Consider the following 12,960-nt stretch of genomic DNA (forward strand, 5'->3'; position numbering starts at 1 on the left):
GCCGCGAGGGATTACTGCAGTCGAACGAGGTTCAGATAGGGACCGCCGACGGAACTGACGGGGTAGCTATCGGCGACGACCGCCTCGTTGACGGCCCGGAGCGTCTCGGCGTAGTCGATGAACACCCACGGGGCTTCGTCGTGGGCCATGCGGTTGGCCTCCTTGTACATCGACTCGCGCTGGCTGTCTTCGTAGGTGGCTTGGGCCTCACGGACGAGTTCCATGTACTCCGTGTTCGCCCACCCAGCGACGTTCAGGGGGCTGTACCCCTCGGTGTCGAAGCTAACCCAGTCCTGTCCGTCCGGCACGGCCGACAGTTCGACCTTCGGGTCGAGCAGGACGTACATGAAGTTGTCCGGGTCGGCGTTGTCGGTGTACCACCCGAGGAAGCAGGCGTCGTGACGGCCCGCGTCAGTGTAGTCGAGGTACGGCCCGAAGTTGGAGAACTGGTTGATGTTGACCGTCAGCCCGATGTCTTCGAGGTCCGACTTGACCTGATTGGCCGTCTGGACCGGACTCGGGTTGTAGCCCCGTGGGTTCGAGAACGTCGCCAGTTCGAACTCGAAGCCGTCGCCGTAGCCGGCCTCCTCCAGCAGGGTCTGGGCTTGGTCCTTGTCCGTCGGGTACGGGTCGAGGTCGCCGTTGTGTCCCAGCACGTCCGGCGGGAGCGGTTGCGATGACTGGGTCGCAAAGCCCTGGTAAATCTGGTTGACGATGGCCTCGGTGTTGACTGCCAGCGAGATGGCCCGCCTGACCTTGCGGTCGCGGAACGGTTCGAACCGGGCCATGTTCATCGCCATGTACCCCGTGTTGATACCGTTCTTGCGGAGGAGCGAGGCCGTCTGGCTCTCCTGTGCGCGCTGGAACCCGCTCGCGTCGAGGTTGTCGGTGATGTGCGAGGCGCCGTTGATGACGTCCTGAATCCGGGTGCTGTTCTCGGTGATGGTCTTGAACACGACGGCGCCGACGTTCGGGCCTTCGCCCCAGAACTCGTCGTAGGCCGTCAGACGGATGCGCTCGTTGGGGTTGTCCAGCGCGTCGAACTGGAAGGGGCCCGTCCCGACCGGTTGGGTACCGAGACTGGCTTGGTCGTCCGGGTTCGCCCCCATCTCCTCTATCTGGGCCTTCGAGAGCACCGAGGCCGCGAACATGGCGAGGTTGCGGAGGAACGGCGCGTACCGCTGTTTCAACTCGATGGTCAGTTGATAGTCCTGACTGGCGTCGACGCTCTCTATCCAGTTACCCAGCGTGAACGGGCCGTACCCCGACCGATTCTCGTCGCCGAGGTAGTAGTCGTAGCCGCTCTCGGTGAACCGGCGGAACGTCGCCTTGAAGTCGGCCGCGGTGAACTCCTCGCCGCTGTGGAAGGTGACGCCCTCCCGGAGGGTGAGGCTCGCGGTCGTCCCTTCGAGCGAGTAGTCCGTGGCGAGGCCGGCCTCCAGTTCGCCGCCACTACCGGGCTTGAACTGGATGAGCGTGTCGAAAATCTGGTTCGTAACCTTCGCCACCTCGCCGCTGGTGGTCTGCTGTGGGTCGTAGTTCTCCGGGTGGTCCCCACGGGCGTACACGAGCGTCTGACCGCTTCCACCGCCGCCGCCATCGCCACCGTCGCCGCCGTCGCTACCGTTGCCCTCGCCACCGCCGTCGCCGCCATCGCCGCCACACCCGGCCAGCGTCGCCGCCGCGGCCGCACCGCCAGTTGCCTTCAGGAAACTGCGCCTGTCGATGGACTCGTCGGGAGACATGACATGTGGTTCCAACAGTATGTGTATAATACTACCGAAAACCCAAACTATTATTTAACACATATACAGACTGCCAGACAGCGGGGCGACTACTCTTGCTCGCTGTCGGGCTGTTCGTAGAGGTGACACGCCGCCGGATGCGCGTCCTCCTGTAGTTCGGGATGGGAGCTTTCGCAGACGCTCTCGAACCGGTCTCGGAGGACGTCGGCCGCCGCCTCCCACTCCTCGGCGGCGACGTGTTCGAACGACTCCGCGACGACACGCCTATTCGCGCCGCGCAGGTCGGCGTCGAACTCGCGGTCGAACATCGTCGAGACGAACGCCGACAGCGGCGGCGCGTCGGAGTCGGGAGCGGTCGCGACCTCAGCGCCGCCGTCCGTCGCGGTCTGGGGGTTCTCCTCGGCGGCGTCCCACGCCGCGTCGAGGTTGATGGCCTCCTCCTCGACGCGCTGTCGGTAGTCCATGACCTCCCGATAGGCCGCCTGTTCGATGTCGACGTCGGCCGGCGGGATGACCGAGGGACACCGGGTCCTGAACCGGCACCCGGACGGCGGGTCGATGGGCGAGGGCACGTCCCCCTTCAGGAGGACCCGGTCCGTCTCGACGGTCGGGTCCGGTTCGGGGATGGCAGAGAGTAGCGCCCGCGTGTAGGGGTGTTTGGGGTCGCGGAACAGGTCGTCCGTCTCGGCCACCTCGACCACCTCGCCGAGATACATCACGGCCACCCGGTCGCTGATGTGGCGCACCACCGAGAGGTCGTGGGCGATGAACAGGTACGTGAGTCCGAACTCCTGCTGGAGGTCTTCGAGGAGGTTGATGATTTGGGCCTGCACGGAGACGTCGAGCGCCGAGACGGGTTCGTCACAGACGATGAAGTCGGGGTCCACCGCGAGCGCACGGGCGATACCGACGCGCTGTCGCTGGCCGCCCGAGAGTTCGTGCGGGTAGCGGTCGTACTGGTCCCTGTCGAGGCCGACGGCCTCCAGCAGTTCGAACAACCGGTCGCGGCGCTGGGCCGACCGGGACTGGTCACCAGGCGGTTCCTCGGGGAGGTCGTGGATCTTCAGCGGTTCCATGATGGTCTGCCCGACGGTCATCCGGGGGTCCAGACTCGACAGCGGGTCCTGGAAAATCATCTGCATGTCTCGCCGGGTCGCCCGGAGTTCGTCCTCCGAGAGGTCGGCGAGGTCCTGTCCCGCGAAGACGACGGTGCCGTCCGTCGGTTCGAGCAGGCGGACCAGTGTCCGCCCCGTGGTGGACTTCCCACACCCGGATTCGCCGACGAGGCCCAGCGTCTCCCCCTCGTATATGTCGAAGGAGAGGCCGTCGACGGCCTTCACCGACCCCGGGTCCCGGCCGAGGTACTTGTCGAGCAGGTCGTCGGCCCGCGAGAAGTGTTTCTTGAGGCCGTCCACGCGGAGCAGTTCCTCCTGTGTGCGTGTGCTCGAGGTGGCCGCGACGCCGTCGCCGGCCTCGACGTACTCCGACGTGTCGAACGAGTCGAGGATACACTTCGAGCGGTGGTCGACCCCCTCGGGACCGTGTTGGAGGTACGGAATCTCCCCTTCCCGGCACTCGGGCTGGGCCCACGGACAGCGGTCGGCGAAGTGGCACCCGTCGGGCATGTCGATGAGGCTGGGGACGTTCCCCTCGATTGGCCGGAGTCTGTCGGTGTCCTCTCGTGGGATGGACTCCAGTAGCGTGTACGTGTACGGGTGCGAGGGATTGGCGAATATCTCGTCGACCGGTCCCTCCTCGACGATTTCGCCGGCGTACATCACGGCGACTCGGTCACAGGTCTCAGCGACCACCCCGAGGTCGTGAGTGATGAAGAGGACGGACATCCCCAACTCGTCCTGCAAGTCGTCGATGAGGTCCAGAATCTGCGCCTGAATGGTCACGTCGAGCGCCGTCGTCGGTTCGTCGGCCACGAGCAGTTTCGGGCGGCAGGCCAGCGCGATGGCGATGAGGACGCGTTGGCGCATCCCGCCGGAGAACTCGTGGGGATACTCGTCGACGCGGGCGGCCGGTTCCGGAATCCCGACCTCGTCTAGCAACTCGACGACGTCCTCACGTATCGCCTCGCCCATCGCACCGCCGCTCCCGATGCTCGGGACGATTTCCCGGACGGCGTTGAACCAGTTGTCCGACCGCTTCTTCCCGTATCTGTGCAGGCGGAGGCTCTCGGCGACTTGCTCGCCGACGGTCAGCGCCGGGTTCAGCGAGGTCATCGGGTCCTGAAATATCATCCCCATGTCGCCGCCCCGAATGTCCCGCATAGCGGCTTCGGGGGCCGCCGTCAGGTCCACGTAGCCGCCGGTGACTTCGACGATCGGGTCCGTCTCCGAGAGCGCGTCCTCCGGGGCCGCCCGGATGGTCTCGCACGCGAGGGCGGCGTCGTCGGACGTCGAGTCGACCCCTTCGGGGAGCGACCGTCGGTCGACCATCGCCGACTCGACGTGGATGAACCCGCCCCCGTCGTCCGTCACCTGTTCTGGATAGCGTCTGGCGAGGCGCGTGACGGTCTCGGTCGCACCGAACGTGACCCGCCCACCGGCGATGTGTCCGGGGTCGTCGACGATACCCATGGCCGACAGGGCGGTCACCGACTTCCCGGACCCGGATTCACCGACGAGGCCGACGGTCTCCCCCTCGCCGACCGTCAGGTCGATGCCGTCGACGGCCTTGACGGTGCCGCGGTCCGTCTCGAACTCCGTCCGGAGGTCGGATATAGAGAGCAGGTCGCGCATCTGTGTTGTGTTCGCAAATCGCATGTAAAATGCTTGCGCCGGTCACAGGTCGGTGGCGGCGGAACTACGCGCCCGAGGTGCGGACCGCGGCCCGACGTTCGGCGACGAGGTCGAGTTCGGCTTCGACGTCGCCGAGGACGAGCAAGGCGTAGTACCGGAGGAACGTCACGACTGGCACCTGCACGAACGCCGAAACGACGAGTATCGAGAGGAAGAACGCTAACGCCACGACGGCGAGGACGGCCACACCGACCGGTTGGACGACGCTGAGCAAGGCGAAACCGACTGCGCCGAGGATACCGAACGGAATCAGGAGGACGACCGCCGCGATAGCGACCAGTATCGTGACGAGGACGCCGGCGACGAGGTTGAGGACGAACGCCGCCACGGCGTAGGCGAGATACTGCCACGGGTGGGACGTGAGTGACGACCAGAGACGCTGCCACCCGCCGAGGACGGTCCGGTCGCCACGCACCATGATGGGAACGACGAACACCGTGGTGAATTCGCTGACCAGACCGACGAGAACGGCGAGTAGGACGACGACCGGAAGCAGTACGACCAGTGTCGCGATGGAGAACCCCGCACTTGGCAGTCCGGTTGGGTCGCCCCCGGCGACGAGTGGCAGGAGAAACAGCCCTGCGAGAACAGCAACGGTACCCAACACGAACAGTCCGAGTAGCACCCGAAAGCCGAACAGTCTGAGGCCCTGCCGCCATCGCTCGGACCAGTACCGACGGATTTCGACCGTCTCGGTCCGAAGGGAGTCGACCAGAACGAACTCCATCACGGACCCGACGAACAGGAAGAGGAGGCCGACCAGTAGGGCCGCCGCCACGACTGCGACGACGAGTAGCACTATCGAGGACCCCACGTCCGGTGGTGACGGAACGCCGCCCGGGGGTGTTCCCTGATTGGCGGGGACGTTGAACTGCGCGGTGTTGAAGTTCGCCCCGGCCCCGCCGACGAAGAACACGACGAGGGCGAGTTTGAGCCATCGCGCCCGGTCGAGTGGCCACAGAAACGCCCTCGTCGCGGCCAACGCGTCGTCCACGTCTTCGAACGCGTAGATCGGCATACGTGTATGTTGTCACCCAGAATACATAGCTCTAGTTTCCGTGGCGACCCCGTTCGGCGGCCAACACTTTTGTCGTGGGCCGGTCAGGCCCAACTATGGACGAGCCAGCGGAACCGACGGAGAACCCGTTCGACCGCGTCGTCGGACCGTGGGAACGTGTCATCGACGACATGGTTGCGACGGCCGCGGAGTACCGAGCGGCCGGCAGAACCGCGGTCGAACTCCACCCGGGAGACGTGAGCGTCCTCACCGGGGAGCCCCGGACGCTCGCCGAGGAGGAAGACGAGTTCGACCCGGACGCCCGTCGACTCGGGTTCGACGTCGTCGTACCCGGTAACGAGTTCGAACAGGTGCGGGAGGCCCTCGACGGCCGCTCTGTCGACCGGTACGAGGTGTTCGCCGCGACGGGCAACGGGATGGTGTTCCTGCTGGTCGCGCTGGAGTGTGGCGACGACGTCGCGGTGCTCGTTCCGCTGTACTACGAGCAGACGGACCGAAGAGACTTACAGCGACTCGCCGAATCGGGGGACCTCTACACACACGTCCGACCGCTGGCGGACGACGACGTGGTCACCATCGCGCACGCGGACCCGGACCCGTTCTTCCCCGACTGACTGCGCCGAGAGCGCGACGACGGCGACCACCCCGGTCGGCAGGCGGTCTGTGCGTGTGTTATTTATCGGCTGACGGCATATTGCTGTGTGATACCACGCCACTAGCGAGCGGTAGAGGAAACGATGCCGACCGACCTCGAACGCGACCTCGGCCTGTTCGCGACGACCACGATTAGCATCGGCGCGGCCGTCGCGGCGACGAACGACGGAACGCTCCACGTCGCCGCGTTTCAGACCGTGCCCGACCAGACGACGCTCTCCTCCGCGTCGGTCGATGTGGACGAGGCGGCGTTCGAAGCGAGCGTCCGTGACGCAGTCCCGTCAAGCGACGTCGACGTGACCACGGACGTCGTCGTCACGCACAACCCCAAGCGCGCCGTGGTCAACCTCGCCGGGGACGTTGATGCGGACGTCATCTTCGGGGAGTGGGACCCGGAGTACCGCACGCCGACTTGCTGGGGAGCGACGTCGACTGGTACATGGACCGGGCGCCCTGTGACGTCGGCTTCCTCCGGAACCGTGGGCCGGCCGAGTGTCGACGGTGACGGTTCTCGTCGAACCCGGCATCTTCAACGCCGCGAAGGTGTCCGTCGCCTCGGCCGTCGCGACGGCCAACGACGCGACGCTCTGGTTCGTCACGGCACTCTCGGAAGACGCGTCCCCGGAATTCGTCGACGCCGCAGAGGACGTCTACGCCGACCTCGAACGGGTCGCGGCGGTCCCGACCGAGTGGGAACTGGTGCGGACCGACGACCGAATCGAGACGCTGACCGACCGGGCGGCCGACAGCGACCTCGTGATTCTCGGCACTGCGCCACACTCGGTCCCCTACACGTTCCTGTTCGGCGACGTCTCGACGGCCATCAGCGACGGCATCGGCGGGAACGTCCTCCTCTTTCACCCCGACGAACACGGCACGCAGACGTTCCTGCGGAAGGCCCTCGAACGCCTGTCGTTCGGGCTCACCGACCGGTCGCGGTCCGCACCGTCGAGCGGTGACTGACGGTTAGTGAAGTCGCTGCTCCGTGAGTATCAGTCACCCATCGATGGTCTAAGGATAGTGCCGACTGTTCGAATGCACGTACGAAATCACGCACCCATGTATAATTACTGCATTATTGTGGTCGATATGGACGTCTAAATTGGCTTTCTGGGTGGTAATGCCGGGGTATGGGAGCAGAATATCCCTCAAACGAACGAACCGACCGTTCGACTGCTTCGACGGAGTCCGATGCGGCGTCGTTTCCCTCTCCATGGGGACAGAGAGCTGTCGTCGTTCGTGTCCGCTTCGCGTGTTTCCTCTCGGAGCGAGGGCCATGCGTATGGTTCGCAGTAGCGATAGAAGTTTGATATATCTCCAGCACGTACCCCTGTCCTCTACTTCGATGACACGCGCTACTCGACACGTCGGATTGCTGTTCGCGGCTCTGACGCTCATTTGGGGCCTCTCCTTCGTCGCTATCAAGACCGGTATCGAGGGTATCCCACCGGTTCTCCTAGCGGCGCTCAGACACGACGTCGCCGCCGCGGTGCTGATTGCGTACGCCGCCGTCCGCGGCCGACCGCTCGCGCCGCGGAACCGGGACGACATGCGACTGATTCTTCTCGGCGGGACGCTGCTCATCGGGGCGCACTTCGCGCTCCTGTTCCTCGGCCAGCAGTACGTCCCGAGTGCGTACGGCGCTATCCTGCTCAGTCTCACGCCGGTCGTGACGCCGGCGTTCGCGTCGACGTTGCTCCCGAGCTATCGGACTCGCCCCCACGAGAGCATCGGGACGGTGTTCGGATTCGTCGGCGTCGTCGTCATCGCCAACCCGTCGCCCTCGGCGCTCGGGGGCCGTCTGACGGGCATCGCGCTCCTCATCGGTGCTGCCGTCGTCTTCGCCGCGGGTGCCGTCCTGACCGAACGCTACGAGCCCTCGATGCCCCTCGTCTCACTGCAGGCGTGGATGGCCGTCGTGGGGGCGGTCCTGTTGCACGCGCTCAGCGCGCTTCTCCCTTCTGAACGCCTCAGTTCGGTGTCCGTCGGCCTCGAACACGTCGTCGCTCTCCTCTACCTCGGTGTCCTCGCCAGCGCAGTGGGGTTCCTCCTGTACTTCCGCCTCGTCGCGGCCGTGGGGGCGGCCGAGACGAGTCTCGTCTCCTACGCCGTCCCGGCCGTCACCGCCGGTGCGGGGTGGCTGCTACTCGGCGAGACGCTGACGCCGCTGACGTTCGTCGGCTTCACGGTCATCCTCGCGGGGTTCGCGTGGGTCAAAGCCGACGTTCTGCGGACTGCCGTTCGCCGCCGCCGCGAGACACACCAGCCGCGAGGACAGGGGTACGTAGCCGTCGGCGGCAACGTCTATCGGACGCGGGACTGCTGACTCGGGCGATTCGCCAGCGTCTGCTGCCTGGCGATACGAGACGCCGACGCTGGGTCGATATGCGCTCGCAAAAGGTGGGGGTGGGGTGGGTGGGATTCGTCCCGGAGCCATGATGGCTGCAGCGGGGATGTCGGGGGAAGCACCTTGGGGTGGGGTTCTGGTGCGGACGCTTGTGGCCCGGGACATTCCACGCTACGAGCTATCCGACATTTATTATTCAGCAGATAAGGCACGCAATGGGCTGCTATTATCCGGTCGACTGTTCGACGAAACACCGTCAATTACGCTTAAGCAGTCGATAATCGAGTCCTCTGGGCGACCCGAGGACGCCGACCCTCGCCCGGCCGCACGTCCGGACGACGGTCCGCGAGGGTCGGTGACGGTGTCGCCCCCACAATTGATTTACCGCCCGAGAGCAATCCGACGCCAATGGGAACGGACGGGTCCAGACAGTCGAAGGTCGAGCGACTCGTCGAGAAGTACGACCTCGAAGGCATCGGCGGGGAACTCGAAGCCGCGTGGTTGGGCGAGGGCCGCGAGCGAGAGAGTCTCCGGGCGCTCGCCGACCGGTTCAACCGAACCCTGTTGGTGGCGGCTATCCGCGACGCCGAGATGGACGTGGTCGACGGGGAACCGGAGAACTTCTACCGCCTGTTGACGGACGACGCCGTGAGTGCGGGAACGCGCGTGGAGGGACGCAACCGACTCGAACGGGCGGGGGTCGACGTCGAGGACCTCGAAGCCGATTTCCTCACGTATCAGGCCATCCGACACTACCTGACCGAGGTCCGGGGCGTGCGCTACGAGACGGACGACGCCGACCAAGTCGACCACGAACGCGGGACGATAGACAGACTCCAGAGCCGCGTCGAGACAGTCGTGACGGACACCGTCGACCGCCTCCGGTCGGCCGGCGAGGTGTCGCTCGGCGAGTACCGCGTGTTCGTCAGCATCGAGATTCTGTGCCAGGACTGCGGGCGGCAGTACAGCGTCGGTGACCTGCTGACGCGCGGCGGGTGCGAGTGCGAGTAGTCAGACGTCGGTCACGCGGTGATAGCTGTCGTCCAGCGCCTCGGCGTCCTCCGGAAGCAGGGCGACGACGAGATACGGGGCGTACTCGGCGAAGTACTCGACGAGGGCGGCGATGCGCTCCGAGTCGATGGCTTCGAGCGAGTCCACGAGCATGAACGGCACGTCCTCGTAGACGTCGTGGACCAGATACCCCGCGAGCGCGAAGACGAGGCCGGTCACCTCCCGTTCGCTCTCGCTGAGGTGCGCGACGGTGTCCTCGTAGGCGGTCCCGCGCTCGCTCCTCCGGACGACGTGTAACTCGAAGGACGACCCCGCGACGACGTCGTCCGTCGAACTGCCGACCGGGTCGCTCGGTTGGTCCGTCCGCTCTATCCATATCCGCTCGACGTTCTCGTAGTCGAGGACGTCGAGCAACGCGTCGATGTGGTCGTTGAACTGCTCGGTCGCCTCGGCTTCGAGCGTGTCGATGCGGGTGCGGAGGTCTATCAGCTCCGAGACGACGGCCTCCCTGCGGGCGGCGAGTTGCTCTCCGTGGCGAATCTCCGCCTCTATCTCCTCTATCTCGGCGGTCACCTCGTCCAGCTCGGATTCGAGGGTGTCGAGTTCGAACTCCAGTTCGTTCGCCTCGGTGTGGAGTTCGAGTATCTCGTCGAACTCCTCCGAGCGTAGCTCCGACACCTCTGCTTCGAGTTCGGCGACCCGGTCCGAGAGGTTGTTCCGTCGCTCGCGGAGGTCCGCCACCGTGGACTGCCGGCGCTGCAGTTCGGCGTCGATTTCGTCGATGGTGTCCGCCAAGTCGGCCCGTCTCTCGACGGTGTCTTCGATGTCGTCGCGGCGACTCGTCAACTCGTCGAGTTCGCCCTCGATGTCAGTGACTTCCGAGAGCGTCTCCTGTCGGTGAGTGCGCATGCTGTCGAGCGTCGACTCGATGCGGTCTCGCTTGACCCGGGACCCGCAAGTCCAGCAGACGGTCTTCGAATCACGGAACAGTTGGTCGGTGACGTCGCCGACGCTCTCCGGTTTCGCCGCGACGGCGTCGGTTATCTGGGTGTGTTCCCCGGCGAGGAGTTCCTCGTTGAACCCGATGACGTTCTGCAGTCGCTTGGTGTACTCGGTGAGCTCCCGCTTTCGCTCCCTGAGAGTGTCGATTTTCGACTCGATGGACTCCAGTTCGGCCTCCGGGGCGTCGGAGAGGCCGCTCCGCTCGGCCGCGAGGCGGCCCCGTTCGTCACGGAGCGCCGCGATACTCTCCTGTTCGGACTGGATGTCGTCCCGGACGCGCTTGAGTTCGCTCCGGGTCGCCTGCAACTCGTCGAGGGTGGTCTCACGCTTCTCTCGGGTCGCCTGCGTAGTCGACACGTCGTGATTGCGCTCCTCGAGTTCGGCTTCGACCTCGCTGAGTTGCGCTCTGACCTCTTCGATTTCCTCGCGGCGGGCGGCTTGGCGCTCTTCGAGGCGCGGGAGCTTTCGCTTGAGCGACGCGACGTGGTCCAGGTCGTCGTCTATCTCCTGCTTTCGCTGTTCGGCGTCCCGAATCTGCCGGCGTATCTCGGCCACGTCCACCGGACGCATGATGACGTCACGCAGGTCGTCCCCGCGCGCGACGGCGCGACGGGCCTCGTTGTCCTCCAACAGGAACGCGAAGAGGTCGGCCACCTCGGGGTCCGCGAGCAGTCCGTCGCCCGACCCGACGACGCCGTCGTCGGTCTTGGTCAGAGTCCTCGTGTACGTCTCGTCGCCGAGGGTCAACTCCACGCGAGCGGTTTCGGCGTCGCCCTTGACGCTCGCCCAGTCGCTCCCGTGGGCCGCGATAATCGACTGCAAGAAGGAGGTCCGGTTGGTCGCGTTCCGGCCGACGAGCACGGTGACGCCCGGGGATAGCTCCACCGTCGTCGATTCGATTCCCCCCACGCTCTCGGCGGTGACCGTCGCGCGCTCACCGGTCACGGTGCCGCTGTCCATACTCGCATCTGAGTCAGTCGTGTGCATAAGCGCTTGGACGCGCCCCAGCGTGGCGGGATGTGTCCGTGACCGCACCCACCCATTAGGCTAACAGACATATGGGTGTTATCTCACGAAGTGGGCGTCCTCCCTATCGGTAGCGTTCACTCATCCGAGGCAGGATAACAGTCACATTGGGGCAAAAACAATCACGAACGATACCATTTATCTACAATCATCTATGTAGCTCGCGGTGTCGTTCACCATGTCAGCAAGCACTGGACCAGCGCGTATGCTCCGCGCTCACGTCACCTCTGTGAAAGAGGACCTCATGACGGGCGTATCGTTCATGATTCCCTTCGTCACCATCGGGGGAATCTTCCTCGCCGTCGCGTACGCGGTGGGGGACACACAGACAGTCTTCGAGAACACCGGGTCGGCCGGCTGGTTCCTCGCCCAAATTGGCGTCGCCGGCCTCACCATCATGGTGCCCATCCTCGGTGGGTACATCGCGTACGCCATCGCGGACCGCCCCGGACTGGCGCCCGGGTTCCTGCTGGCGTACATCCTCCAGCAGGGGTCCGTCATCGAACAGGCCGCGGGCGTCATCGGCATCTCCGGGGGCGGCGCGGGTGCAGGGTATCTCGGAGCTATCGTCGCCGGCCTGCTGACTGGTTACGTCGCCCGCTGGTTCAAGAACCTCGACGTCCCGGAGTTCATCCAGCCGATGATGCCAGTCCTCATCATCCCCGTGGCGACGATGGCCGTGCTTACGCCGCTTATGCTGTTCGTACTGGGCGTCCCCGTCGCCATCGCCAACCAGTCGCTGACCACGTTCCTCGAGACGATGCGCGGCGGACAGGCCATCGTCGTCGGCCTCATCCTCGGCGGGATGATGGCCTTCGACATGGGCGGCCCGGTCAACAAGGTCGCCTACGTCTTCGCAACCGGCCTCATCACCGAAGGCATCTACGCGCCGATGGCCGCAGTGATGATTGGCGGGATGGTCCCGCCCATCGGCCTCGCGCTGTCGAACTTCATCGCCCCGCACAAGTACGCGGCCGAGATGTACGAGAACGCAAAGAGCGGCCTCGTCCTCGGGGCCTCCTTCATCACGGAGGGAGCCATCCCGTACGGCGCGGCCGACCCGCTCCGTGTCATCCCGGCCATCGTCGCTGGGAGCGCCGTCGGCGGCGCCGCGTCCATGTCGATGGGCGTGACGATGCCCGCCCCCCACGGCGGTATCTTCGTCGTCCTCCTGTCGAACAAGCCCCTCGCCTTCGTCGGGTGCATCCTGCTGGGGTCGCTGGTGACGGCCGCCGTCGCGACGGTCATCAAACCGGACTTCGAGGACCGCATCGCCGAGGAGGGGACCGCGTCGAACGCTCAGCCGACCAACGACTGACGCTACCACCGACTACACCACCACCTGAG

Annotated in this window: 10 protein-coding genes; 5 read left to right on the top strand and 5 right to left on the bottom strand. The window is 65.5% G+C overall.

Features of this window, described 5'->3' with window-relative positions; all coding sequences use genetic code 11:
• Positions 1-11: 11 nt before the first annotated feature.
• From Hhyl6_RS19440 to Hhyl6_RS19450, 3 genes are all read right to left on the bottom strand, one after another.
• Positions 12-1,745 (bottom strand): ABC transporter substrate-binding protein, encoded by a 1,734-nt coding sequence (locus Hhyl6_RS19440; protein ID WP_483740908.1) that lies wholly within the window; start codon positions 1,743-1,745, stop codon positions 12-14.
• 89 nt (positions 1,746-1,834) lie between these two features.
• Complete coding sequence (locus Hhyl6_RS19445) at positions 1,835-4,495, bottom strand: dipeptide ABC transporter ATP-binding protein (protein WP_483740909.1); 2,661 nt, start codon at positions 4,493-4,495, stop codon at positions 1,835-1,837.
• Positions 4,496-4,559: 64 nt separating this feature from the next.
• Positions 4,560-5,573 carry a DUF7544 domain-containing protein gene (locus Hhyl6_RS19450; RefSeq protein WP_483740910.1) on the bottom strand — a complete coding sequence of 338 codons (1,014 nt, stop codon included), beginning with the start codon at positions 5,571-5,573 and terminating at the stop codon, positions 4,560-4,562.
• Positions 5,574-5,668: 95 nt separating this feature from the next.
• On the opposite strand from Hhyl6_RS19450, the gene Hhyl6_RS19455 reads away from it, so the two are divergent.
• The gene (locus tag Hhyl6_RS19455) at positions 5,669-6,187 is read left to right on the top strand and encodes a DUF7529 family protein (protein ID WP_483740911.1); all 519 of its coding nucleotides are present in this window, start codon (positions 5,669-5,671) and stop codon (positions 6,185-6,187) included.
• A gap of 230 nt (positions 6,188-6,417) precedes the next feature.
• Here the strand turns inward: Hhyl6_RS19455 and Hhyl6_RS19460 are convergent, their stop codons facing one another.
• A complete protein-coding gene (locus Hhyl6_RS19460; RefSeq protein WP_483740912.1) occupies positions 6,418-6,546 on the bottom strand; it encodes a hypothetical protein in 129 nt (42 codons plus the stop codon).
• 182 nt (positions 6,547-6,728) lie between these two features.
• On the opposite strand from Hhyl6_RS19460, the gene Hhyl6_RS19465 reads away from it, so the two are divergent.
• The 3 genes from Hhyl6_RS19465 (at position 6,729) to rdfA (ending at position 9,585) form a co-directional block, all read left to right on the top strand.
• Positions 6,729-7,190 carry a hypothetical protein gene (locus Hhyl6_RS19465; protein ID WP_483740913.1) on the top strand — a complete coding sequence of 154 codons (462 nt, stop codon included), beginning with the start codon at positions 6,729-6,731 and terminating at the stop codon, positions 7,188-7,190.
• 382 nt (positions 7,191-7,572) lie between these two features.
• The gene (locus Hhyl6_RS19470) at positions 7,573-8,553 is read left to right on the top strand and encodes a DMT family transporter (RefSeq protein ID WP_483740914.1); all 981 of its coding nucleotides are present in this window, start codon (positions 7,573-7,575) and stop codon (positions 8,551-8,553) included.
• A 429-nt stretch (positions 8,554-8,982) separates the two neighbouring features.
• The gene (gene rdfA / locus Hhyl6_RS19475; RefSeq protein ID WP_483740915.1) at positions 8,983-9,585 is read left to right on the top strand and encodes a rod-determining factor RdfA; all 603 of its coding nucleotides are present in this window, start codon (positions 8,983-8,985) and stop codon (positions 9,583-9,585) included.
• Here rdfA and Hhyl6_RS19480 read toward each other — a convergent pair whose 3' ends face one another.
• Positions 9,586-11,547, bottom strand: a complete 1,962-nt coding sequence (locus tag Hhyl6_RS19480) for an archaea-specific SMC-related protein (protein WP_483740916.1) — start codon at positions 11,545-11,547, stop codon at positions 9,586-9,588. It lies immediately after the preceding gene.
• A gap of 271 nt (positions 11,548-11,818) precedes the next feature.
• Between Hhyl6_RS19480 and Hhyl6_RS19485 the strand changes: the two genes are divergently transcribed.
• A complete protein-coding gene (locus Hhyl6_RS19485; protein ID WP_483740917.1) occupies positions 11,819-12,931 on the top strand; it encodes a PTS fructose transporter subunit IIC in 1,113 nt (370 codons plus the stop codon).
• Positions 12,932-12,960 lie beyond the last annotated feature (29 nt).

The sequence above is a fragment of the Haloarcula sp. H-hyl6 genome (assembly GCF_056934455.1).

Excerpts from the sequence above, each read along its gene's own strand:
- Hhyl6_RS19440 (WP_483740908.1), bottom strand. The coding sequence starts at position 1,745 with ATGTCTCCCGACGAGTCCATCGACAGGCGCAGTTTCCTGAAGGCAACT.
- Hhyl6_RS19445 (WP_483740909.1), bottom strand. The coding sequence starts at position 4,495 with ATGCGCGACCTGCTCTCTATATCCGACCTCCGGACGGAGTTCGAGACG.
- Hhyl6_RS19450 (WP_483740910.1), bottom strand. The coding sequence starts at position 5,573 with ATGCCGATCTACGCGTTCGAAGACGTGGACGACGCGTTGGCCGCGACG.
- Hhyl6_RS19455 (WP_483740911.1), top strand. The coding sequence starts at position 5,669 with ATGGACGAGCCAGCGGAACCGACGGAGAACCCGTTCGACCGCGTCGTC.
- Hhyl6_RS19470 (WP_483740914.1), top strand. The coding sequence starts at position 7,573 with ATGACACGCGCTACTCGACACGTCGGATTGCTGTTCGCGGCTCTGACG.
- rdfA (WP_483740915.1), top strand. The coding sequence starts at position 8,983 with ATGGGAACGGACGGGTCCAGACAGTCGAAGGTCGAGCGACTCGTCGAG.
- Hhyl6_RS19480 (WP_483740916.1), bottom strand. The coding sequence starts at position 11,547 with ATGGACAGCGGCACCGTGACCGGTGAGCGCGCGACGGTCACCGCCGAG.
- Hhyl6_RS19485 (WP_483740917.1), top strand. The coding sequence starts at position 11,819 with ATGCTCCGCGCTCACGTCACCTCTGTGAAAGAGGACCTCATGACGGGC.